Below are 21,449 nucleotides of genomic sequence, written 5' to 3'. Positions count from 1 at the left end.
CCGACGGTGGCGACATAGGCTCGGCCGTCAATCCGGACCGGCACGAAGTCGAGCTCGTCCTCGGAATACCCCGGCATGACGCTTGTTGTCGGCGTGGCGCCAAACAGAGGCAGGGGCCTCTGGGCCTTGGCCATGTAGCCCTTCACCTGGGCCACAGCTGCCTCGGAGCCCTTGGTCGGCCCCTCCGGGAAATAGCGGACCGGCGTGGCGGCCCGACCCTTGAGGGCGTCCTGGGCCTTGGTCCGATTGAAGGCCGAAGCCAGGCTTCCTGCCGTGGGCTCGAAGGCCTTGCAGTCCCCGGCGCGGGCGCACAGCCGGTCCGCCAGCTTCCGCTCGGCGCGGAAGGCCAGGCCCACCTTGCAGGTGCGACCCCAAGCCGCGCCCGTCCAGGGCGTGACGCGGATCTCCACCAGGGGCTTGCGGGAGGCCGCGGCCTCACCCGGCGAGGCGGCAGAGCGCTCGATCTGGATCAGGGCGGGCCGCCCCCCCGCCTTGCCCACATGGGCGTAGCCGCCACTGCACATCTCGCCCTGCAGGGTGGGGCCGGGAAGGATCGCAACAGGTTTACCGGGCGTCCTGCGGGCGAAGACCAGGCTCTGGCAGGCTGCGGAGCCTGACACATGGCTGACCTCGTAGACCTCAGAACCGGGAAGGCGCCGCACCTCCACCGGTGTGTCCCGACGACCCAGGCCGAGGGCCTCGCGGACCGCAGGGTCTCCTGCGACCTGCGCCTCAGGGATCGCGGAGGCTGGCGCTTCCGGAACAATGTCCACCAGCGCCTCGACGGCGGCCGTCCCCTCGGCGGACCAGCGCGCATCGCCCAGTTCCCGGGCCCGGGCGGCGACGGCCTCGCAGGGCGCGGCATCGGCTGAGGGCGCTTTGGGGGTCGCAGCAGGAGGACGGGCGGGAGCCGCGGCGGCGATGAGGATCGCGGCGGAAAGGCCAGCGATGACCAGACCTAGGATCCGGGTGGTTTCACTTCGGCGGAACATGCGTATCTCTCCGGGACTTGACCCCTGCACCCTGCGCCCCCTACCCCTGCAAGCGCCATAAGGGCAACTGGAGTTCGACATGCGCAGCCTTCTCTTCGCCGCCGTTCTGGGCCTGGCCGTTGCCGGGGCCGCCCACGCCCATGAGTATTCGGCTGGCGACCTTCGCATCGCCCATCCCTGGACCCGCCCGACCGTCGCGGGCGCCCCCGTCGCCGCCGGCTATTTTGAGGTCACCAATACGGGCAAGACCGCGGACCGCCTGGTTTCAGCCGCCTCCCCCAACGCTACGCGGGTCGAGCTTCACCAGTCCGCGATGGACGGCGGCGTCATGCGGATGAAGGCCTTGCCGGAAGGCGTGGAAATTCCTCCCGGCGGCACGGTCCGGCTAGCGCCCGGCGGACTTCACCTGATGCTGATGGGCCCCAACAAGGCCTTCGTGGAAGGTGACCGGATCCCCCTGACCCTCACCTTCGCAAAGGCTGGCAAGGTCGTCGTGCAGTTGGCCGCGGAGTCCAGCCCCGCCTCAGCCCCCGCGGCCATGCCCGAGGGCCACAAGCACTAGCCCCCGGCCAAGGCCTCTTCGATGTCGGCCTGCAGCGCCTCGGGCTTCACGCCCGGGCCGTAGCGGCGGATCACCTTCCCGTCCCGGCCGATCAGGAACTTGGTGAAGTTCCACTTCACAGCCCGGGTCCCGAGCAGGCCGCGGCGGGCGTCGGTCATCCAGGTATAGAGGGGGTCGGCACCGGGGCCGTTGACCTCAATCCGCGCGAGGACCGGAAAGGTCACGTCGTAGGTCAGGGCGCAGAAGCTGGCGATCTCAGCCGCGTCTCCGGGTTCCTGGTTAGCAAACTGGTTGCAGGGAAAGCCCAGGATCACCAGGCCCTTGTCCTGGTAGCGTCGCCAGAGGGCCTCCAGACCCTCGTACTGGGGCGTGAAGCCGCACTTGGACGCCGTGTTCACGGCCAGGATCACCTGCCCCGCCCACTGGGAGAGCGGAACGGCGGATCCATCCGCCGCCTGCACCGTAAAATCTGTGGCCTGGGACAGGGTCGCGGTCATCAGGCGTTGTCTTCGACAGGCGCGTCGGGGCCATTCTTCTTGATCGAGTCGATCGCGTTCTGGGCGCTGGCCTTGGAGGTGTAGCCCTCGGTCGAGAACATGATCTCGCTGTTGTAGCTGAACCGAACGCGGTACTCGCCCGCCTCGTCCTTGTAGATCTCGAACTTGTGAGCCATCGACTGTCTCCGGGAACTGAGGTTGTCGTCGTCTCCTTTTTTCCCGCCGATCCTGCAAGGTCAAGATCGCCGCCGTCAGATCGCACCCTGGAGCCCCCCGTCATGCCAGAGTCCCCCTCCCCGATCCGCCAGCTTCTCGCCATCATGGCCCAGCTCCGGGACCGGGAGGCCGGCTGCGCCTGGGACCTGGAGCAGACCTTCGAGACCATAGCGCCCTACACCGTGGAAGAGGCCTATGAGGTCGCAGACGCCATCCAGCGCGGGAACCTTGAAGACCTGAGGGATGAATTAGGGGACCTCCTCTTCCAGGTCGTCTTCCATTCCCGGATGGCCGAGGAGGCCGGTGCCTTTGCCTTCGACGACGTTGCCCGGGCGATCATCGACAAGATGATCCGCCGGCACCCGCACATCTTCGGCGAAGCGGGCCAGAGGACCAGTGGCGAGCAGGTGCAGGCCTGGGAAGTGGTCAAGGCGGCGGAGCGGGCCGCGCGCGCGCCGCAGGCGGGCCTGCTCGACGACATCCCCGCCGCCCTCCCCGGCCTCACCCGGGCGGTCAAGCTCTCGAAGCGCGCCGCCGGCGTGGGCTTTGTGTGGCCGAATACCGAAGCGGTACTCGACAAGCTGGAGGAGGAACTGGCCGAACTGCGGGCCGAGGTGGCGTCCGGTGACCGGGCGGCCCTGCGTGAGGAACTGGGCGACGTCCTCTTCGTCATGGCCAACCTGGCCCGGGACCTGGACATCGACCCCGAGGACGCCCTGCGCGAGGCCAATGCCAAGTTCATCCGCCGTTTCCGCCACATCGAGGCCCGCCTTGCCGAGGACGGACGGATACCGCATGGGTCCGACCTCGCGGAGATGGACGCCCTCTGGAACGAAGCCCGCGCCCAGGACAAGACCCGCCGCCCTTGACCCCCTCACCCGGCTTTGCCGGGAGCTCCCCCTGGGGGGAGCAATTACCGCCTCATTCCTCCCCCCAGGGGGAGGTGGACCGCGCAGCGGGCCGGAGGGGGTCAACGGCGTTTCAGCCGCACCCTCACTCCGCTTCACCCGGAAAGGCGCAGGTCAGGCCAGGACGGCGGCGCCGGGAAAAAGCGTTTCCAGCTGGCCCTGGGCCTGGTCTGACAGGCTGACCTCGAGGTTCACCGCGCCGTCATCCTGGTCCCGGCGCGCAATCACCCGGCCGTGGCGATAGAGCCAGGCGACAAGATCCCCCTGCCCGGCTTCCGCCCGGACCGCCATGGGCGGCGCCTCGTCGATCAGGCCGGCGATCCGGCCCAGCAAGGCCTCGCACCCCTCACCCGACAGGGAGGATACGAGCACAGCGGGGGGACGGGCGCGCAGGACATCGGCGGCGAGTTCCTCCCGGTCCTCCGGATCCAGGCGGTCGGCCTTGTTCCACACCTCGATCACCCGGCGGGCGTCCATCTCGACGTCCAGGCGACCCAGGACTTCCCGCACATCCGCCGCTTCGGCGTTGCTGTCAGGGCTGGAGATGTCTCGCACATGCAGGATGATGTCGGCCTCGCTGACCTCCTCGAGGGTCGCCCGGAAGGCTTCCACCAACTCGTGGGGCAGGTCTGAGATGAAGCCCACGGTGTCGGAGAGCACCACCGGACGCCCACCGGGAAGCGGCAGGGTCCGAAGGGTCGGATCCAGGGTCGCGAAGAGCATGTCCTTCGCCACCACCCCGGCATCCGTCAGCCGGTTGAACAGGGTCGACTTGCCGGCATTGGTATAGCCGACGAGGGCGACGGAAGGTGCCGGTGCCCTTTGGCGAGCGGCGCGCTGGAGGTTTCGCGTCCGGCGCACCTCGCCCAGCTCGCGTTTCAGTTTCCCGATCTTGTCAGCGATGAGCCGGCGGTCCGTTTCGATCTGGGTCTCACCCGGTCCGCCCATGACGCCAAAGCCGCCCCTCTGGCGTTCGAGGTGGGTCCAGGTCCGCACCAGGCGGGAACGCTCGTAGGAGAGCCGCGCCAGCTCGACCTGGAGGCGTCCCTCCCGGGTCCGGGCCCGGCGGGCGAAGATCTCCAGGATCAGGCCGGTCCGGTCGATCACCTTGACCTTCCAGGCCTTCTCCAGATTGCGTTGCTGGACGGGGGTCAGGCTGTCGTCGATGACGGCCACGTCGGCATCCAGGGACTCGCAGAGGGCCGCGATTTCCTCGACCTTCCCGGATCCGAACAGCGTCGCTGGCGTGCGCTTACGAAGGTGGACGAGCAGGCTGTCGCGGATCTCGAGGTCAAGCGCCCTCGCCAGCCCTTCGGCTTCCTCAAGACGCGCCTCGGGACTACGCCCGGAGACCCTTCCGTCCCGCTCGGGATGGATGACCACCGCGCCCTGTATGGGCGCCTCACGGCTGACGCTGTGACCGGTCAATCGATTTCGTCTTCGGAGGGCTCGTAAAGCTGGACAGGCTGTGCGGGCATGATGGTGGAGATGGCGTGCTTGTAGACAAGCTGGGCCTGGCCGTCCCGGCGCAGGAGGACGCAGAAATTGTCAAACCAGCTGACAACGCCTTGCAGCTTGACCCCGTTGACCAGGAAGATGGTCAGGGGTGTTTTGGTCTTGCGGACACTGTTTAGAAAGGTGTCCTGCAGGTTCTGCTTTTTATCGCCGGACATGGCTTTTCGCTCTCTTGTGTTGGGCGGGACTCCGCATCCCGCCGACAGCCGCTAGATCGCCGCAGCCCTGGCCGATGCAATATAGAGGCTGCGAAGCCGGGTTGCTACGGGTCCAGGGTGCCCCGTCCCGATCTGCCGGCCGTCAATGGCGACAACAGGCATGAGCAGGGCTCCGGCGCCCGTGAAAAAGGCTTCCCGGGCGGACAGGGCCTCCTCGAGGCTGAAGGCGCGTTCCTCGATCCGGATATTCTCGCTCCGGGCGACCTCCAGCAGGGTGGCCCGGGTGACTCCCCGGAGGATGTTGGCCGAGGTGTCCCGGGTCACCAGCACGCCCTCGGCGGTGACGATCCAGGCGTTCGACGAGGCCCCCTCGGTGACTTTTCCCTCAGCGTCGATAAACCAGGCCTCGCCGGCGCCAGCGGCCCGCGCGGCCTGCTTGGCGAGGACGTTGGGCAGAAGGCCGACCGTCTTGATGTCGCACCGGCCCCAGCGGTTCTCCGGTGTGGTGATCACGCCGACGCCGGCCGCGGCCCGGGCCTCGGCAGCGTCCGGATCGACGCGCTTTACCGTCACGACGACGGCGGGGGGCACGGGCTGGGCGGGAAAGGCATGGTCCCTCGGGGCCACGCCCCGGCTGACCTGCAGATAGACCAGTCCCTCCCGGATGTGGTTCCGGCGGACGGTCTCACGAAGCACGGTGGTCAGGGCCGCCCTGCTCATCGGCATGTCGATGGACAACTCGCCCAGGCTTCTTTCGAGCCGGGCGAAGTGGCCCTCGGGGTCACAGAGCCGACCGTCCGACATCGACCAGACCTCATAGATGGCGTCGGCTAGTTGATAGCCCCGGTCCTCGATGTGGACGGCGGCGTCCGCGTGCCGGACGTAGGCCCCGTTGACATAGGCAATGCGCCCCATCACCCCACTCCCCCTTCTGTGACGCTCCGTCCTCCTGAGAGGCCAAGAGACTTAAGTTTCCGGTGCAGGGCGGACCGCTCCATGCCGATGAAGGCGGCGGTCCGGGAGATATTACCCGAGAACCTCAGCATCTGGGCGTACAGGTAGTCGCGCTCGAAGACCTCGCGCGCCTCCCTCAGCGGCAGGGCGATGATCCGTTCCGCAGCAAGCCCGGAGCCCGTGTCCGCCCTCATCTCCTGCTCAGGCGGGATCATATCGGCGGTGATCGGCTCGGCAGGGTCGCCGGAAGCCAGGATGAGCACACGCTCGATCTGGTTGCGAAGCTGGCTGAGATTTCCAGGCCAAGTGCGGACCTGCAGGGCCACAAGGGCGTCATCGGATAACTTCCGCCTCGCCAGGCCGGCACCCTCCGATATCCGCTGGACGAAGAACTCCACCAGTTCCGGAATGTCCTCCCGCCGCTCCGCCAAGCCGGGAACATGCAGAGGCACGACGTTCAGACGGTGGAAGAGGTCCTCCCGGAACCGTCCATCGGCGATCTCGACCCGCAGGTCGCGGCAGGTCGAGGACACCACCCGGACATCCACCTGCACATCGGTATCCCCGCCCACGCGCCGGAACCTCTGCTCGACCAGTACGCGAAGGATCCGGCTCTGCGTCTCGCGGGGCATGTCCGCAACCTCATCGAGGTAGAGGGTGCCGCCGTGAGCGCGCTCGAACACGCCGATCTTGGCGGGCCGGCCCGCGTCGCCCTCCTCACCGAAGAGCTCGATATCGACCCTTTCCGGGGTCATGCCAGCAGCACTGATCGCCATGAACTCGCCCCGCGCCCGGGGGCTGGCGGCATGAATCATCCGGGCGACGGTTTCCTTGCCAGAACCCGCCGGACCCGAGATCAGCACCCGGCTGTTGGCGGCAGCCAGCTTGGAGATGAGGCCACGTAGCTGCTGGATCGCGGGCGAACGGCCGATGAGACCGTCCGGGGTGACGGCCCGCGCCCGCAGCCGCCGGTTCTCCCGCCGCAGCTCAGAGGCCTCGAGGGCCCGCTCCACGACCAGCAGGAGGCGGTCCGACTTGAAGGGCTTCTCGAGAAACTCGTAGGCACCACGCTTGATCGCGCTCACCGCGGTCTCGATGTTGCCGTGGCCGGAAATCATGACCACTGGCAGGTCGGCATCCAGCGCCTTGACCAGGTCCAGAAGTTCCAGGCCGTCCATGCCGCCGCCCTGCATCCAGATATCCAGGATCAGCAGTGAAGGTTTGCGGGCGCGAATCTCGGCCAGCGCGGACTCGGAGTCGTTCGCCGTCCGAACGGCGTAACCTTCATCCGTGAGGATCCCGGCAACCAGGTCCCGGATGTCGGCTTCGTCGTCCACGACAAGCACATCAGACGCCATCAGACACTCTCCTGTTTGGCAGGCTCTGGGGTCGCAACGACGCCAGAGGTCGGCAGGCGAAGAAGGATCCGGGCGCCGGAGCCGGTTTCGGCGTCCGACAGGACAAGTTCCCCGCCATGCTCCTCCATCACGCGCTTGACGATGGCCAGGCCCAGGCCCGTCCCCTTCTCCCGCGTGGTCACATAGGGTTCGGTCAGCCGATCCCGGTCCTTTGAAGGCAGCCCCGGTCCGTTGTCCTCGACGACAAAGGCCAGGGCCGCTCCATCGACGCGGAGGTCGGCGAGGATCCGGCCGGGCGGATCCGGAGCGGTTGCGAGCCGGGTCCTCACTGCTTCTGCGGCGTTCTTGAGCACATTGGCGAGGGCCTGGGCCAGCATCCGGCCATCTGCCGTCAAGGTAGCGCTCGGCAGGGGCTCTGCGATCACCCATTCGATATCCGGGTTCGCCACCCGGCGCGCGAAGACCGCCTCCCGCAACAGTTCCGCCGCATCCTGTTCCGAGGGCTGGGGCGCCGGCATGCGGGCGAAGGCTGAGAACTCGTCGACCATCCGGCCGATATCGCCGACCTGTCGGACGATGGTCTCCGTGCACCGATCGAAGGTATCGAGGTCCGCTGGCTCTATGGTGTTCCTGAACTTGCGGCGGATGCGCTCCGCGGACAGCTGGATCGGGGTCAGGGGGTTCTTGATCTCGTGGGCGATCCGTCGGGCCACATCCCGCCAGGCGGCATTTCTCTGCGCCGAGACCAGCCGGGTGATGTCATCGAAGGTCAGGACAAGGCCGTCGCCCGTCCGGCTCGCCCGGACCCGGAGCCGCAGGGTTTCCCGACCGCGGCTGACGTCGATCTCGCCCTCGGCATGACCCACCTTCCGCGCTGCCGCGAGGATTTCTCCGGCTTCCGGCGCGGCGTCCTCCAGCCTCAGGGGCGCGGCGAAGACGGGATCCTCCGGCAGTTGCAGGAGCCGCACGGCCTGGCGGTTCACGACGGAGATCTGCCCATCCGGGCCTGCCGCCACGACCCCGGCGGAAACCTCGGACAGGACCGTCTCGATGAACTGCCGTCGGCGCTTGGCCTCGTCGCTGGCCCGGGTCAGGGCCTCCTGCTGCTGGCCGAGGTCGCGGGTCATGTCGTTGAAGGCCCGGGAGAGCACAGCGATCTCCTCGGGGTCGGACTCGGCGTCCACCCGGGCGGTCAGATCCCCCCCGGCCACGCGCTCCGCCGCTTGTACGAGCCGGCCCACCGGCGCCGAGATCGAGCGCGCGGCACCGGTCCCAAGCCAGATCGCACCGATCAGGATCAGGAGCGCCGTCTCGGTATAGGCCAGGGCGAAGGCGCGCTGGATGCGGGCGCGACTCTGGGCGGCGTCCCGGTAGGACACCAGCGCCTGCTCGGCCTCGGTCAGGTTCTCCACCACCCCCTCGCCCACCGGACGGACAAGATAGAGGTAGGCGTCGGGATAGCTTTTGAGCCGGAACAGGCTCCGGGTCAGGTTGGAGGAGACGAAGATGTCCCCCTCGTCCGCCGCCCGGAAGGCCGACTCCGGAGGGGCCAGGAAACCTGGCGCGCCCCCCGTCTCCGCCCGGGCCAGGACCCGCCCTTCACGGTCGATCAGGTAGGCCGCGGGAAAGTCATTGTCTGCCGCCTGCTGGGCCAGGAAGAGGCCGAAGGTAACGGGCGAGTCCGCCAGTGCGGAGGCGGCGCCGTTGAGGTCGCCAGCCATCAGAGACACGTGGTCGCGGACGTAGCGCTTCTGCTCCTCCAGGTAACTGCGGAAGACCGTCGCGGAATTCTCCACCACGGTCTGGACACGGGTCGAGAACCAATCCTCCACGCCGCGGTTCACCAACACCCCGTAGAAGAGGGCCACCACAAGGGCTGGAACCGTCGCCGCCGCTGCGAACAGGGTGACGAAGCGCAGGTGAAGTCGGGCGCCGGGATCGGTCTTCCTGTCCCTCAGAAGCCCCAGGACGGTCCGGCCTGCGGCGACCAGAAGCCACACGATCAGCAGTAGGTTGATCCCGAGGATCCAGAGGATGTTCAGGCTCGCCGGGGCCAGGGGTCCGGACTGGGGCGGCGAGGCGGCCAGAAAAATGGCGATGCCGGTCAGGGCCGCCGCTACCAGGAATACGCCGCCAGCAGTCGCCTGCGAGCCTGCGAAGGCTCGGAGACGGTCCAGTCGCCGTCCAGCGACCCCAACGATCGGACTCAAGCCCAACATGCTCAGATGCTAGAGCCGACTGTGCCCTAAGATCAACAGTTCGTTGCCTAAATGCGTCAGTTTCGGCGAGAACCTAGCGCCGTCCCCGGCTCATCTCCACCCCAAGGTCCTGGATCTTCTTGCGCAGGGTGTTGCGGTTCAGGCCCAGAATCTCCGCCGCCCGCACCTGATTGCCCCGGGTACCGGCGAGGGTCAGGGCGATGAGCGGGCGCTCGACCTCCTCAAGGACGCGGTCATGCAGACCGGCAGGCGGCAGGCCGTCGGGGAAGGTGGCAAAGTGGCTGGCGAGATAGCGCTCGACCAGGCCGGAAAGCGTCACGGGGCCCTCCTGGCCCTTCATCGGCGCCTGCTGGTCGGCAAGTTCCAGCTCGATGATCCGCGCGGTGATCATGTCTTCCCCGTAAAGGGCGCAGACCCGCCGGACCAGGTTTTCAAGCTCGCGGACATTGCCCGGCCAGGGGTGGGCCTTCAGCCGATCCAGGGCACCCGCATCGATGGTCTTGGATGGCAGCCCCTCCCGGTTGGCGCGCAGCAGGAAGCTACGGGCGAGGTCGGGAATGTCCTCGGTCCGGTCCCTCAGGGGCGGAATGCGAAGCGGCGCGACATTCAGCCGGAAATAGAGGTCCTCGCGGAACAGCCCCTGCTGGATCAGGGCCCGCAGGTCCCGGTTCGTGGCGGCGATGATGCGTATGTTCGGCCGCCGGCCTGTCCTGGGATTGACCGCCGTCTCCGAGCCGTCGATCACCCGCAGCAGGCGGGTCTGGGCATCCAGGGGCATGTCCCCGATCTCGTCCAGGAACAGGGTGCCGCCGTCGGCCTCCACGAGCTTGCCGATGTCGTTGTCACTACGGCCGAACAGCTCAGTCTCGACCCGCTCCCGAGGGACGGCGGCCAGGTTGATGACCACGAAGCGACCGTCCCGGCGTCGGCCCATGTCGTGAAGGGCCCGGGCCACCAGCTCCTTGCCCGTCCCGCTCTCGCCAAGGATCAGCACCGTCAGGTCAGCGCCAACCAGTCGGGCGATGGTACGGTAGACCTCCTGCATGGGTGCCGAGCGGCCGATCAGGGGAAGTCGCTCGTCCCGGGCAGCCCGGGCCTGGGCCCTGGAGGCCTCGGCATCCGCAGGCCGGGACAGGGCCCGCCGTGCGATGGCGGTGATGTCCTCAAGGTCGAAGGGCTTGGAGATGTATTCGAACGCCCCTGCGTCGGCGGCGTTGACCGCCGTCAGCAGGGTGTTCTGGGCGCTCATCACGATCACCGGCAGGCGCGGACGCACCTTCCGGATCCGCGGTAAAACGTCGAACACGTTCTCGTCGGGCATGATCACGTCCGTGATGACCAGGTCACCCTCGCCCTCCGAAACCCATTTCAGCAGGGTGGCGGCGTTGCCCGTCGCCCGGACCTGGTAGCCTAGCCGGGTGAAAACCTGGCTCAGCACCAGGCGGATGGAGCTGTCATCATCGGCGATGATGATCTTCTTAGCGGCGTTGGCGGCGGTGCTCATGCCGGCTCCTCCGAAACGATGGGCAAGAGGACCCGGAAGACCGTCCTTCCGGGTTCGGACTCGAAATCAATCAGCCCGCCGTGGGCGGAGACGAGCTTGGAGACCAGGGCGAGCCCCAGTCCGACCCCGCCGTTGCGGCCGGTGACGAAGGGCTGGAACAGACTGTCGCGAAGGGCGGGCGGAACCCCCGGGCCATTGTCGATGATGCGCACCTCAAGGGGCGTACTGCGAAGGCCCTTGGCCCCGCCGGTGCGAATGCGCACGCCATGCCGAAAGGCGGTGCGGATGATGATCTCACCCTGCCCGTCCCCCCGTCGATGGGCAGCTTCGGCAGCGTTCTTCACCAGGTTCAGGAAGACCTGAATCAGCTGGTCTTCATCGGCGGGGGTCATGGGCAGGGAGGGGTCGTAATCCTCGACGACAGTCAGGCCCTCCGCCACCCCATTGACCGCCAGGGTGCGGACCCGGTCGAGGACGAGGTGGATGTTGGTCGGGCGACAGGTCGGCGCTGCATCATCAGAGAAGGCCTCCATGCGGTCCACCAGGCGCTTCACACGGTCCACCTCGTCGACGATCAGCTGGGCCAGGGGCGTGTCCTCCGCCCGGACTCCCGACTTCAGAAGCTGGGCCGCGCCGCGGATGCCCGCGAGCGGGTTCTTGATCTCATGGGCCAGCATCTGGCCGAGGCCGATGATGGTTCTCAGTCCCGCGCTCTCCACGCCGCCCCGCTCGCCACTCAGGGCACCGGACCGGACCGTCAGGGTGAGCAGCACGGACCCTGCGTCCAGGGGTGCCGCCGATCCATCGGCCCGGAACATCGACTGACCGAACAGGCTGACCTCGAAGCCCCGCTCGCGGACGGGACCGCCCTCACTCCGCGCCCGGTCCACCAGGCCCATCAGCGGGGAGTCCGGAGAGACCGCTGCGGAGAGGCCGTTGCGGGTCATGACGCCAAGGGACTGCCCGAAGAGCCGCTCGGCCGCTTCATTGGCGGCCTGCACCCGCCCGTCTTCACCAACCACCAGGGCCGGCTCCGGCGCCAGGTCGAAGGCTGCTGCTCTCACGGACTCTCCAGCAGGAACCGGGGTCATGCCAGCGCCTCCATCCGCCAGAGCTCGGTCAGGCCGCGCTCGATCTCCCGAGGATCGTCCATCCGGCAAAGACGGCGCCGGGCCTCAAGCCTCACCACCGGATCAGTGGGGGTCGCCGCCTCATCCACATAGGCCGCAAGGTGCTTGCGGAAGATCCGCACGCCATTGCGATCCCCATAGAAGGCCAGGCTTTCGGCGAAGTGTTCAAGCACCACGCCCAGTCGAGCCTCCCGCCCCGGCTCCTCGGGAGCCTCGCCGGCAAGCCCCCCCTCGATCCAGGGGGCGATCCAGGGCCGTCCATAGACGCCCCGGCCCACCATCACCGCATCCGCGCCAGACTCCCTAAGCGCCCGTGCGGCATCGGCGGCGTTACGGATGTCACCATTGACGATCACCGGGACGGAGACTTCGGACTTCACCGCGGCCACCGCACTCCAGTCAGCCGCGCCCTTGTAGAACTGGCAGCGGGTCCGGCCATGGACGGTGATCGCCCGGATCCCCCGGGCCTCGGCCCCGGCGGCGATCTCGGGCGCATTGCGCGAGGCGTCGTCCCAGCCCAGCCGCATCTTCAGGGTGACAGGTGTGTCCACGGCCTCCACCACGGCGTCGATCAGCCGGAACAGCAGGTCCGGCTCCCGCATGAGGGCCGATCCGGCCAGGGCCCCGCCGGTGACCTCCCGCGCAGGGCAGCCAAAGTTCAGGTCAATGACGTCAGCTCCGGCCGCAGCTGCAAGGCGGGCGCCGGCGGCCATGTCTTCGGGCGCACGACCGACCAGCTGGACGACCATCCGGGGAAGGCCCTCGCCCACCGCCGCCCTTCGGACCACATCGGGCCGACCCGCGGCAAAGGCTGCACAGGCCACCATCTCCGTCGCCACATAGGGCGCGCCCAGGCGCGAGGCTGCACGCCGGAAGGGTAGGTCCGAGACCCCCGTCATGGGGGCGATCCAGACCCTTCCGTCGATGGAGACCCCGCCGATCCGAACCTGATTGCTCATTTTACAGTCACTACCATCGCTTCCTTTTTAGGCAATTTGGGGCCCGGGTAAAGTCCCCTTGCGCCTCACGCCACTGGACAGGCCGGCCGCGACGCCTAAACACCCAAGCATGACCTTTTCCGCCGTCATCGTCGCTGCGGGCGCCAGCCTCCGGGCGGGCCCTGGCCAGCCCAAGCCCTGGCGCGAACTTGGTGGACGCCCAGTCCTCAGGTGGTCAGCCGAAGCGCTTTCCAGGTCTGGAGCACGCCGCCTGGTCGTGGTCGTCACCCCCGACCGGCTGGAAGCGGCAAAAGACCTGCTATCGGACCTGCCTGGCCTGGTGGTCACGGACGGTGGCGTCCAGAGGTCAGGGTCGGTCCGATCCGGCCTGGCAGCCATTGACGGCCCGGCTTCGGAGCCCGTCCTGGTCCATGACGCTGCCCGCCCCTTCCTTTCCCGCGAGGTCATCCACCGGGTGCTCGAGGCCCTGACCGGAGCCGACGGGGCCATCGCCGCCCTCCCCGTCGCCGATACCCTGAAGCGGGGGCACGGGCTCGTGGAGGGCACGGTGGACCGCGAAGGCCTCTGGCGCGCCCAGACCCCCCAGGCCTTCCCCCGGGACCGCCTGCTCGCGGCCTTCCAGGCCTGGTCCGGCGCCGAGCCGACCGACGAAGCCGAGGTGATGGAGGCCGCAGGCGCGCGCATCGCCCTGGTCCCGGGAGACCCCCGGCTCTTCAAGCTCACCTGGCCGGAGGATTTTGATATGGCCGAGTCCCTTGCCCGCCCCGCCCGCGACATCCGCATGGGTCAGGGCGTCGACGCCCACCGCTGGGGTCCCGGTGACGGGGTCTGGCTCTGCGGGGTCCGCATCCCCCACGACGCCGCCCTCATCGGCCATTCCGACGCCGACGCCGGCCTCCACGCCCTGACGGACGCCCTGCTGGGGGCTCTCGGCGAGGGCGACATTGGCCAGCATTTCCCGCCAACGGAGGCGCGCTGGAAGGGTGAGCCTTCCGCCACCTTCCTCGCCCACGCCGCCGCCCGGGTAGCGGCCCGCGGCGGCCGCATCCTGTCGGTGGACCTGACCCTCATCTGCGAGCGCCCCAAGATCTCCCCCTACCGCGAGGCCATGCGCCAGACCGTGGCGGGTATCCTGAGCGCGCCGGTGGGCCGGGTCAGCATCAAGGCGACGACCACGGAGGGCATGGGCTTCACCGGTCGTGGCGAAGGGCTCCTGGCCCAAGCCGCAGCGGTCGTGGAACTTCCTTCAGATGATTTCGCCAACTGAGGGACTTGCGTGCCGCCCCCGGGCGGTGGTCAGGTCCGGCCAAGGCTTCCGCCCCGGAGATGAGCGATGTTTACCCTCGAGATCGTGACCCTTGCCCGACTGCTGATCGATGAGGCGCGCGAGCGGCAGCTCCGCATCGTCACTGCCGAAAGCTGTACGGGCGGCCTCGTGGCGGCGGCGATCTGCTCCATCCCGGGCGCATCGGACGTCTTCGAGCGCGGCTTTGTCGTCTACAACAATCGCGCCAAGCAGGAGCTCCTGGGCGTGGCCGGCGAGATCATCGCCGACCTGGGCGCCGTGTCCGAGCCCGTGGCCCGGATGATGGCCGAGGGTGCCCTGGAGAACTCCCACGCCCACCTCGCCGTGGCCATCACCGGCGTCGCCGGACCGGGCGGCGGCACGCGCATGAAGCCGGTGGGCACCGTCCATATCGCTACGGCACGGACGAACCACGGCCTGTATCACCGGCAGGAATTCTTTCAGTTCGAGACCCGCGACGAGATCCAGCTGGCCGCGGTCCAGTCCGCCCTCGAGGCCATGCGCGAGCACATCAGCCGATAGGCCCCTCCCATTGGGTCCCCCCAGGGGGAGCTGTCGGCAAAGCCGACTGAGGGGGTCAACGGCCCCTCAGCTGACCCCCTCCGGCCCGCTACGCGGTCCACCTCCCCCTGATGGGGAGGAATTAGAAGGGGGCGAAGAGGACCCGGGCCCGGTCTTCGAAGCAGGTGAGTAGCCGGCCCGCGGCACGGTCGAAATTCCCCGCCAGCAATCCCTGGAGCAGGCGGCTCCTGAACTCGAAGTCGATATCAAAGTCGATCCGCGTCCCGCCGTCCTGGGGAACGAAGTCCCAGCGGTTGCGAAGCCGGCGGAAGGGCCCCGAGATCAGGTCCACATCGATCCGCCTGAGCGCGGGGTCGCGCTGCACCCGGGTCGAGAAGGTCTCCCGCATGGGTCCGAAGGCCACCTGGACCTCGGCGTCCACCCCGTCGGAGCCGTCAGCCTCGGTTCTAAGGTTCCAGGTCCGCAGAGCCTGCACCCAGGGCACGAACTCCGGATAGCGGTCCACATCGCCCACCAGGCCGAACAGGGCGTCCGGCGCGAAGGGGGACTGGCGGGAAATCCGGTGGCGCAAGTCTGCCTATCCCGCCCGGGCCCGCCGCGCCGCCTTGAGCCGCGCGAAGTCCTCGCCCGCATGGTGCGAGGACCGGGTCAGGGGGCTGGCTGAGACCATCAGGAAGCCCTTGGCCCGCGCCGCCTCCTCGTAGCCCCGGAACTCATCAGGGTGGACAAACCGTTCCACCGCCGCGTGCTTGCGTGTCGGCTGCAGGTATTGGCCAAGGGTCAGGAAATCGATGCCCGCAGAGCGCATGTCGTCCATGACCTGGAGCACTTCCTCCCGGGTCTCGCCCAGGCCCACCATCAGGCCCGACTTGGTAAAGGCCTCGGGATCGGCCTCCTTCACCCGCTCGAGCAGGCGCAGGGAGTGATAGTACCGGGCACCGGGCCGGATGGAGGGATAGAGGCGCGGCACGGTCTCCAGGTTGTGGTTGAAGACGTCCGGACGGGAAGCGATCACCTCCAGGGCCGCCTCCACCGGCTTGCGCAGGAAGTCCGGCGTCAGGATCTCCACCGTCGACCCCGGGGCGCGGGCGCGGATTTCCCGGACCACGGCGGCGAAGTGTGCGGCACCACCGTCGGCCAGGTCGTCCCGGTCGACCGAGGTGATGACCACGTGCTTCAAGCCCATCTTCGCCACCGCGTCAGCCACGCGGGCGGGCTCCGTCGCGTCCAGGGGTTCAGGTCGGCCAGTGGCCACGTTACAGAAGGCGCAGGCCCGGGTGCAGACCTCGCCCATGATCATCATGGTGGCGTGGGACTGGGTCCAGCACTCACCGATATTGGGGCAGGCCGCCTCCTCGCAGACGGTCACCAGGCCGTGGGCCTTCACAATGGCCCGGGTGGCGGCATAGCCCTCCGACCCGGGCGCACGCACCCTCAGCCAGTCGGGCTTGCGCAGGACAGGTGTGTCCGGGCGGTTGCGCTTTTCCGGGTGCCGGGGCCGTGGGCCCTGGCGGGTATCGATCACGGTGGCCATGCCCCTAAATCAGCCCTTCGGCGATCCGGATCAAGCGCCCCTCGCCATCACGGACTGTAACGCGCCTTTTCATTCCCGTGAGGCGTGACTAACTTCGACCTCAACTGGACAGGCGGGAGACGGCGAATGGGCAGGCTGAGCGATCACCTCTATGGCGGCGGAACCCTATTCAGCGCCCTGGTGGAGGCGAGGACAACCTTTGGTCCGAAGAAGCTGATCCTGGAGGATCAGGACCGCAACCCGCTCAGCTACACTGACCTTTTGCGCTCCGCCTTTGCCCTGGGTCGCCGGATCGCCGCCGTCACGGAAAAAGGCGAAAGGGTCGGGGTCATGCTGCCGGCGAGTTCGGCGGGGGTGGTGACCTTCTTCGCCCTGCACGCCTTCGGCCGCGTCCCGACCATGCTCAACTTCACATCGGGCATCCGCAACCTCAAGGCCGCCTGCCAGCTGGCGGGCGTCAAGCGCGTCCTCACCGCCAACAAGTTCATTGAACAGGGCCAGCTGCACGACCTGGTCGACGCCCTCGAGACCGTCGCCACCGTCACCTATCTGGAGGACGTCCGGGAAAAGGTCGGACTGTTGGACAAGCTGTTCGCCGCGGCGGCCGGTGCCCTGCCCCAGCACTTCGCCACCCCAGCCCAGCCGACGGACATCGGGGTCATCCTCTTCACCTCGGGCAGCTTCGGTGTGCCCAAGGCGGTTGTCCTGAGCCAGGAAAACCTGGTCGCCAACGTCGCCCAGGTATCGACCTTCATCGACATGGATCCGGACTGGGTTATGTTCAATCCCTTGCCGATCTTCCATTCCTTCGGGCTGACCGGGGGTATTCTCCTGCCCTTGCTGACCGGGATGAAGGTGTTTGAATATCCCTCCCCCCTTCACATCAAGCAGATCCCGGCCCTGATCAAGGACACCGGCGCCGCCCTCCTGCTGGCGACCGACACCTTCATCAACCAGTACGCCAGGGCCAGTGACAGCGATGAGCTTTCCGGCCTGAAGTATATCGTGGCCGGCGCTGAAAAGGTTCGGGAAGAAACTCACAACCTAATGCGGGACCGTTTTGGCGGTGTTCCGGTCGTCGAAGGCTATGGGTCCACCGAGGCGGGACCCATCATCGCCATCAACCACCCGGGCGACAATCGCCGCGGCACGGGTGGGGGGCTCATGCCGGGCATGGAGGCCCGACTGGAGCCCGTCGAGGGCATCTCGGGCGGCGGAAAGCTCCTGGTGCGCGGGGCCAACGTCATGGCCGGCTACCTGCGTCCCGACGGCACACTGGATGCGCCCGTTGATGGCTGGCTCGACACGGGCGATATCGTCAGCCTGAGCGACGACAACTGGATCACCATCCTGGGTCGCGTAAAACGCTTCGCCAAGATTGGCGGTGAAATGGTCTCCCTGACCGCCGCCGAGGACCTGGTCCTGTCCCTCTGGCCCAACAACCGCCATGCCGTCATCGCTGTGCCCGACCCCAAGAAGGGCGAGCGGCTGATCCTCGTCACCGACCGCGCCGACGCCGCCGCGACGGCCATCATCGAACATGCCCAGTCCCTGGGCGCCCCTGAGATCGCCGTACCCCGCAAGATCATGATGATCGCCGAAATCCCCGTCCTTGGAACCGGCAAGACCGACTACGTCACCATCCAGCGCCTCGCCGCGGTAGACGGCCGCCGGGCCTCCTGAAGCCACCACGCAATTCCGCCCCCCAGGGGGAGGTGGCGCGCTCAGCGCGACGGAGGGGGTCTACGGCGGTGCCGACTGGACGTGCAGCGCGGGCCCGAAGGCGTCCAGCGCCGCCTCAGGCCCTACAGACGGCCGCCAGCCCTACGCAGCGGCATCGCTCGCGGCAGGTTCAACGCAGGATCCAGAGGGCGCTAAGGCCGGCGGCGAAGACCCAGTCATAGACCGCACACATGGGCGGGTACCAGGACGGCATGGCCGTGGTGATCTGGCGATGGTGGAGAAGATCCCACACCCCGTGAAGCCCGTAAGCCGCCGGGATGAACCCGGGGCTCCAGGTCAATCCCGCCAGCGCAAACGCCAGGAAGGCGACGGCCGCCAGCCCTTCCGTCGCCAGGATGCGCCTCCTGCCGTCCTGGAGCGCGAAGCCGACGTAGATGCCCGCCACCAGGCCGAGGATGACCGCGGCGAACGGGATTGAAACCGCTTCCGGGAGGACCAGGTGAACCGGCAGGCTGAGGAGAGAGAGCCCCGCGCCCGCCAGGGCCGGGTGTCGGGTGAGGCCTGATGCCAGTCTTGAGATCATCCGCGTCTCCTGCGCCGCCCAGCGCGCCGCGCACCGTCCGTCAAGTGTGAAGGGCCCGGCCAAAAGCGTCCAGGGCCGCCTCGTGCATGCCCTCGCTGATGGTGGGGTGGGGGAAGACCGTGGCGAAGAGGTCGGCCTCGGTGGCTTCCAGGGTCATGGCCAGGGCATAGCCCTGGATCATCTCGGTGACAGGCCTAATCCCCCCTCGGTTCGGGACGCATGGCCGCAAGGCCTCACATGAACAGCAATGGCTTTCGTAATGGTCGACCTTGGGGGTACATTGGTTTCCTCTTAGGTTTCCTCGGAACCTCTCAAATGTCAGCGGTCGGCCCTGCGCGCGCGGAAATGCCGTTTATCCCCGCAGCCGTCATTCCGCCCCAGAGAGATCCGCCATCTTGGTTGCTGGCGGCGCGCATGCCCTTCAATCAGATCGAAGGCTGGTCCCGAGCCTTGTTCGAAGCGGATGCCTACCGCGCGTTTCCGGGAACGCCCCTGTTCATTGTGGAGCCACAGGCCATCCGGACAGTCCTGCTGGATGCCGCACAAGACTTTCCGCAGGGTGATCTGCTCAAGCGCATGATGCGACCTGCTTGGGGAAGAGGTCTTTTCACGGCTGAGGATCGAGACTGGCGATGGCAACGGCGGGCTACGGCGCCAGCCTTTCGTCCGGTGGAGATGGCGGGGCTGGCCCCATTGGTCAGCTGCGTCGCCGACAGAACCGCGGAAAGCTGGACCGGGTCAGGACAGACGAACCTGATCGACATCCCTTCGGAGATGGCGAGGCTAACCTTCGACGTCATCCTCGACACAATGCTGTCAGGTGGTGAGGACTTCGACCGCGCCGCGATGCAGTCCCGGATCAAATCCTTCTTCGCGGACATCGGCAAGATGCGCGTCAGCTACTTCCTGGCGCCGGATGCCTATCATGCGTCGCGACCTGACGCCTATTCGGCACACCGCCAGCCCTTGCTGGACGACATCAGACGCATGGTTTCCCGCCGCCGGAACTCTGACCGCCGCTCCGACTTGGTTGATCTCCTTCTCCAGGCTCGCGACCCGGAAACCGGCCAGGGGATGGATGACGATCTGCTCGCCAACAACTTGCTCGGGTTCATCCTGGCCGGCCACGAAACCACTGCGCTGGCACTGACCTGGGCGCTCTACCTGGTCGCCATGCATCCCCCGACCGCCGCGCGAATCCGGGACGAGGTGACTGAAGTCGCGGGAACGAACGCAATCGACGCCACTCACGTCGATCGATTGGTGTTTACCCGCCAGGTTCTCAGCGAGACCTTGCGGCTCTATCCCCCGGCGTTCCAGGTCACCCGGGTGAGCCGAAAGCGAACGGAACTGGCGGGATTTCCGGTACAAGCCGGATCACGCGTCGTAATCCCCGTCTACGCGCTACATCGGCATCGAGGCCATTGGGCTAACCCCGACGCCTTCGACCCCGCCCGGTTTGCGCTGTCGGCACCACAGCCCGATCGCTTCACCTATCTGCCCTTTGGCGCCGGTCCTCGCATCTGCCTCGGCGCCGCGTTCGCGATGATGGAAGCGGTGACGGTCTTGGCAAGCCTCGTGCGGGCCATCGACTTCACCGTCGTCTCACCACATCGGGTGCGGCCGGTCGCCGGGCTCGCCCTGCGCCCTGCGGGGGGCTTGCCCATGTCGGTCCGAAGCGTGAGATGACGGTGGGCCCTCGGGCGTCCCCGCCACTCAAACGTGCAGCGCCCGGCCAAAAGCGTCCAGGGCCGCCTCGTGCATGCCCTCGCTGATGGTGGGGTGGGGGAAGACCGTGGCGAAGAGGTCGGCCTCGGTGGCTTCCAGGGTCATGGCCAGGGCGTATCCCTGGATCATCTCGGTCACGTCCGCCCCGATCATGTGGGCGCCGACCAGGGCGCCCGTGGCGGCGTCGAAGACCGTCTTGATGAAGCCTTCGGTATGGCCCGCGGCGATGGCCTTGCCGTTGGCACGTAAGGGAAAGCGGCCGACCTTGACCTCCAGGCCCTGGGCCTTCGCCTGGGCCTCCGTCAGCCCCACGGAGGCGATCTGGGGTGAGGCGTAGGTGCAGCCGGGGATGGGCGCGGTCAGGCCATGGGGCTTCTGGCCCGCGATGTGCTCGACGCAGTGGACGCCCTCGTGGCTGGCCTTGTGCGCCAGCCAGGGTGGGCCCGCCAGGTCGCCGATGGCCCACAGCCCGGGAACGCCGGTGGTGCCGTAGTGATCCGTGACCACGTGGGTCCGCTCGACCTTCACGCCCAGGGCCTCGAGGCCCAGGCCCTCGACGTTGCCGACAATGCCCACGGCGACGATGGCGACCTCGGCCTTCAGGGTCTCGGGTGCGCCGCCCGCCTCGACGGTGAGTTCAATACCCTTGCCGCTGCGGGCCAGGCGGCGGACCGAGGCCCCGGTGCGGAAGGCGATCCCGCGGGCCTCGAAGGCCTTCTGCGCCGCCGCCGAGACCTCCTCGTCCTCCACAGGCAGGATGCGCGGGAGGGCCTCGATCACTGTCACTTCCGAGCCCAGGGCCCTGTAGAAGCTGGAGAATTCGATCCCGATGGCGCCAGAGCCGACGACCAGGAGGGAGGTCGGCACCCGGTCAGGCACCATGGCCTCGCGATAGGACCAGACGCGCTCGCCGTCGGGGGCCAGGCCCACGTCCGGCAGGATCCGCGCCCGGGCGCCCGTGGCCAGGATGACGTTGGCAGCCTTCAGGACCCGCTCGCCCCCGGCCTTCAGCGCCACCCGGACGACCGGCGCCGGGGTGCCCGGCTCCAGCCGCGCCTCGCCCTCAATGACCGTGACCTTGTTCTTCTTCATCAGGAAGGCGACACCGGCGTTCAGCTGGC

Annotated in this window: 21 protein-coding genes and 1 pseudogene; 6 read left to right on the top strand and 16 right to left on the bottom strand. The window is 67.9% G+C overall.

Annotation, left to right across the window (positions count from 1 at the left end; translation table 11 throughout):
- A partial coding sequence (locus tag WCJ52_RS04030) for a hypothetical protein (RefSeq protein WP_336902016.1) occupies nucleotides 1-992 on the bottom strand: 992 nt, incomplete at its 3' end.
- Nucleotides 993-1,071: 79 nt separating this feature from the next.
- Between WCJ52_RS04030 and WCJ52_RS04025 the strand changes: the two genes are divergently transcribed.
- The gene (locus tag WCJ52_RS04025) at nucleotides 1,072-1,554 is read left to right on the top strand and encodes a copper chaperone PCu(A)C (protein WP_336902015.1); all 483 of its coding nucleotides are present in this window, start codon (nucleotides 1,072-1,074) and stop codon (nucleotides 1,552-1,554) included.
- On the opposite strand, the gene WCJ52_RS04020 is transcribed toward WCJ52_RS04025, so the two are convergent.
- Complete coding sequence (locus tag WCJ52_RS04020) at nucleotides 1,551-2,051, bottom strand: glutathione peroxidase (RefSeq protein ID WP_336902014.1); 501 nt, start codon at nucleotides 2,049-2,051, stop codon at nucleotides 1,551-1,553. The genes WCJ52_RS04025 and WCJ52_RS04020 overlap by 4 nt on opposite strands.
- Nucleotides 2,051-2,227, bottom strand: coding sequence for a YegP family protein (locus WCJ52_RS04015; protein ID WP_336902013.1), 177 nt, complete (start codon nucleotides 2,225-2,227; stop codon nucleotides 2,051-2,053). The genes WCJ52_RS04020 and WCJ52_RS04015 overlap by 1 nt, the downstream gene beginning before the upstream one ends.
- 102 nt (nucleotides 2,228-2,329) lie before the next feature.
- Between WCJ52_RS04015 and mazG the strand changes: the two genes are divergently transcribed.
- Complete coding sequence (gene mazG / locus WCJ52_RS04010) at nucleotides 2,330-3,136, top strand: nucleoside triphosphate pyrophosphohydrolase (protein ID WP_336902012.1); 807 nt, start codon at nucleotides 2,330-2,332, stop codon at nucleotides 3,134-3,136.
- A 153-nt stretch (nucleotides 3,137-3,289) separates the two neighbouring features.
- Here mazG and hflX read toward each other — a convergent pair whose 3' ends face one another.
- The 8 genes from hflX to dusB form a co-directional block, all read right to left on the bottom strand.
- The gene (gene hflX / locus WCJ52_RS04005; RefSeq protein ID WP_336902011.1) at nucleotides 3,290-4,603 is read right to left on the bottom strand and encodes a GTPase HflX; all 1,314 of its coding nucleotides are present in this window, start codon (nucleotides 4,601-4,603) and stop codon (nucleotides 3,290-3,292) included.
- The gene (hfq, locus tag WCJ52_RS04000; protein WP_336902010.1) at nucleotides 4,600-4,848 is read right to left on the bottom strand and encodes an RNA chaperone Hfq; all 249 of its coding nucleotides are present in this window, start codon (nucleotides 4,846-4,848) and stop codon (nucleotides 4,600-4,602) included. The genes hflX and hfq overlap by 4 nt, the downstream gene beginning before the upstream one ends.
- Before the next feature lie 51 nt (nucleotides 4,849-4,899).
- Nucleotides 4,900-5,763 carry a D-amino-acid transaminase gene (locus WCJ52_RS03995; protein WP_336902009.1) on the bottom strand — a complete coding sequence of 288 codons (864 nt, stop codon included), beginning with the start codon at nucleotides 5,761-5,763 and terminating at the stop codon, nucleotides 4,900-4,902.
- Nucleotides 5,763-7,160: a sigma-54 dependent transcriptional regulator gene (locus WCJ52_RS03990; protein ID WP_336902008.1), complete on the bottom strand. Its 1,398-nt coding sequence runs from the start codon at nucleotides 7,158-7,160 to the stop codon at nucleotides 5,763-5,765. The genes WCJ52_RS03995 and WCJ52_RS03990 overlap by 1 nt, the downstream gene beginning before the upstream one ends.
- On the bottom strand, nucleotides 7,160-9,370 hold the full coding sequence (locus WCJ52_RS03985; RefSeq protein WP_336902007.1) for a PAS domain-containing sensor histidine kinase: 2,211 nt from the start codon (nucleotides 9,368-9,370) through the stop codon (nucleotides 7,160-7,162). The genes WCJ52_RS03990 and WCJ52_RS03985 overlap by 1 nt, the downstream gene beginning before the upstream one ends.
- An 82-nt stretch (nucleotides 9,371-9,452) precedes the next feature.
- Nucleotides 9,453-10,883, bottom strand: coding sequence for a sigma 54-interacting transcriptional regulator (locus WCJ52_RS03980; protein ID WP_336902006.1), 1,431 nt, complete (start codon nucleotides 10,881-10,883; stop codon nucleotides 9,453-9,455).
- The gene (locus WCJ52_RS03975) at nucleotides 10,880-11,974 is read right to left on the bottom strand and encodes an ATP-binding protein (protein ID WP_336902005.1); all 1,095 of its coding nucleotides are present in this window, start codon (nucleotides 11,972-11,974) and stop codon (nucleotides 10,880-10,882) included. The genes WCJ52_RS03980 and WCJ52_RS03975 overlap by 4 nt, the downstream gene beginning before the upstream one ends.
- Entirely contained in the window at nucleotides 11,971-12,972 is a 1,002-nt protein-coding gene (gene dusB / locus WCJ52_RS03970) for a tRNA dihydrouridine synthase DusB (protein WP_336902004.1), read from the bottom strand. The genes WCJ52_RS03975 and dusB overlap by 4 nt, the downstream gene beginning before the upstream one ends.
- Nucleotides 12,973-13,081: 109 nt before the next feature.
- Between dusB and WCJ52_RS03965 the strand changes: the two genes are divergently transcribed.
- Nucleotides 13,082-14,239, top strand: a complete 1,158-nt coding sequence (locus tag WCJ52_RS03965) for a bifunctional 2-C-methyl-D-erythritol 4-phosphate cytidylyltransferase/2-C-methyl-D-erythritol 2,4-cyclodiphosphate synthase (protein WP_336902003.1) — start codon at nucleotides 13,082-13,084, stop codon at nucleotides 14,237-14,239.
- 66 nt (nucleotides 14,240-14,305) lie between these two features.
- On the top strand, nucleotides 14,306-14,800 hold the full coding sequence (locus WCJ52_RS03960; RefSeq protein WP_336902002.1) for a CinA family protein: 495 nt from the start codon (nucleotides 14,306-14,308) through the stop codon (nucleotides 14,798-14,800).
- Nucleotides 14,801-14,921: 121 nt separating this feature from the next.
- On the opposite strand, the gene WCJ52_RS03955 is transcribed toward WCJ52_RS03960, so the two are convergent.
- Together WCJ52_RS03955 and lipA are read right to left on the bottom strand one after the other, a co-directional pair.
- Complete coding sequence (locus WCJ52_RS03955) at nucleotides 14,922-15,371, bottom strand: type II toxin-antitoxin system RatA family toxin (protein ID WP_336902001.1); 450 nt, start codon at nucleotides 15,369-15,371, stop codon at nucleotides 14,922-14,924.
- A gap of 6 nt (nucleotides 15,372-15,377) precedes the next feature.
- Entirely contained in the window at nucleotides 15,378-16,334 is a 957-nt protein-coding gene (lipA, locus tag WCJ52_RS03950; RefSeq protein ID WP_336902000.1) for a lipoyl synthase, read from the bottom strand.
- Between the two features lie 126 nt (nucleotides 16,335-16,460).
- Here lipA and WCJ52_RS03945 point away from each other — a divergent pair, with 126 nt between their 5' ends.
- Complete coding sequence (locus tag WCJ52_RS03945) at nucleotides 16,461-18,017, top strand: AMP-binding protein (protein WP_336901999.1); 1,557 nt, start codon at nucleotides 16,461-16,463, stop codon at nucleotides 18,015-18,017.
- Nucleotides 18,018-18,186: 169 nt separating this feature from the next.
- Here WCJ52_RS03945 and WCJ52_RS03940 read toward each other — a convergent pair whose 3' ends face one another.
- Together WCJ52_RS03940 and WCJ52_RS03935 are read right to left on the bottom strand one after the other, a co-directional pair.
- Nucleotides 18,187-18,600 carry a DUF6010 family protein gene (locus tag WCJ52_RS03940; RefSeq protein ID WP_336901998.1) on the bottom strand — a complete coding sequence of 138 codons (414 nt, stop codon included), beginning with the start codon at nucleotides 18,598-18,600 and terminating at the stop codon, nucleotides 18,187-18,189.
- A 40-nt stretch (nucleotides 18,601-18,640) separates the two neighbouring features.
- A pseudogene (locus tag WCJ52_RS03935) lies at nucleotides 18,641-18,790 on the bottom strand (dihydrolipoyl dehydrogenase); the annotation flags it as partial.
- A gap of 224 nt (nucleotides 18,791-19,014) precedes the next feature.
- On the opposite strand from WCJ52_RS03935, the gene WCJ52_RS03930 reads away from it, so the two are divergent.
- Nucleotides 19,015-20,289, top strand: coding sequence for a cytochrome P450 (locus WCJ52_RS03930; RefSeq protein WP_336901997.1), 1,275 nt, complete (start codon nucleotides 19,015-19,017; stop codon nucleotides 20,287-20,289).
- A gap of 27 nt (nucleotides 20,290-20,316) precedes the next feature.
- Here the strand turns inward: WCJ52_RS03930 and WCJ52_RS03925 are convergent.
- A partial coding sequence (locus WCJ52_RS03925) for a dihydrolipoyl dehydrogenase (protein ID WP_336901996.1) occupies nucleotides 20,317-21,449 on the bottom strand: 1,133 nt, incomplete at its 5' end.

Source organism: Phenylobacterium sp., assembly GCF_037138395.1.
GTDB lineage: Bacteria > Pseudomonadota > Alphaproteobacteria > Caulobacterales > Caulobacteraceae > Phenylobacterium.
The sequence above is the reverse complement of the archived record's forward strand: the minus strand, read 5'-3'. Positions and strand labels throughout refer to the sequence as shown.

What these genes read in the sequence shown, in the direction of transcription:
- WCJ52_RS04025 (WP_336902015.1), top strand. Translation starts at nt 1,072, where the DNA reads ATGCGCAGCCTTCTCTTCGCCGCCGTTCTGGGCCTGGCCGTTGCCGGG.
- WCJ52_RS04020 (WP_336902014.1), bottom strand. Translation starts at nt 2,051, where the DNA reads ATGACCGCGACCCTGTCCCAGGCCACAGATTTTACGGTGCAGGCGGCG.
- WCJ52_RS04015 (WP_336902013.1), bottom strand. Translation starts at nt 2,227, where the DNA reads ATGGCTCACAAGTTCGAGATCTACAAGGACGAGGCGGGCGAGTACCGC.
- mazG (WP_336902012.1), top strand. Translation starts at nt 2,330, where the DNA reads ATGCCAGAGTCCCCCTCCCCGATCCGCCAGCTTCTCGCCATCATGGCC.
- hfq (WP_336902010.1), bottom strand. Translation starts at nt 4,848, where the DNA reads ATGTCCGGCGATAAAAAGCAGAACCTGCAGGACACCTTTCTAAACAGT.
- WCJ52_RS03995 (WP_336902009.1), bottom strand. Translation starts at nt 5,763, where the DNA reads ATGGGGCGCATTGCCTATGTCAACGGGGCCTACGTCCGGCACGCGGAC.
- WCJ52_RS03990 (WP_336902008.1), bottom strand. Translation starts at nt 7,160, where the DNA reads ATGGCGTCTGATGTGCTTGTCGTGGACGACGAAGCCGACATCCGGGAC.
- WCJ52_RS03980 (WP_336902006.1), bottom strand. Translation starts at nt 10,883, where the DNA reads ATGAGCACCGCCGCCAACGCCGCTAAGAAGATCATCATCGCCGATGAT.
- WCJ52_RS03975 (WP_336902005.1), bottom strand. Translation starts at nt 11,974, where the DNA reads ATGACCCCGGTTCCTGCTGGAGAGTCCGTGAGAGCAGCAGCCTTCGAC.
- dusB (WP_336902004.1), bottom strand. Translation starts at nt 12,972, where the DNA reads ATGAGCAATCAGGTTCGGATCGGCGGGGTCTCCATCGACGGAAGGGTC.
- WCJ52_RS03965 (WP_336902003.1), top strand. Translation starts at nt 13,082, where the DNA reads ATGACCTTTTCCGCCGTCATCGTCGCTGCGGGCGCCAGCCTCCGGGCG.
- WCJ52_RS03960 (WP_336902002.1), top strand. Translation starts at nt 14,306, where the DNA reads ATGTTTACCCTCGAGATCGTGACCCTTGCCCGACTGCTGATCGATGAG.
- lipA (WP_336902000.1), bottom strand. Translation starts at nt 16,334, where the DNA reads ATGGCCACCGTGATCGATACCCGCCAGGGCCCACGGCCCCGGCACCCG.
- WCJ52_RS03945 (WP_336901999.1), top strand. Translation starts at nt 16,461, where the DNA reads ATGGGCAGGCTGAGCGATCACCTCTATGGCGGCGGAACCCTATTCAGC.
- WCJ52_RS03940 (WP_336901998.1), bottom strand. Translation starts at nt 18,600, where the DNA reads ATGATCTCAAGACTGGCATCAGGCCTCACCCGACACCCGGCCCTGGCG.
- WCJ52_RS03930 (WP_336901997.1), top strand. Translation starts at nt 19,015, where the DNA reads ATGCCCTTCAATCAGATCGAAGGCTGGTCCCGAGCCTTGTTCGAAGCG.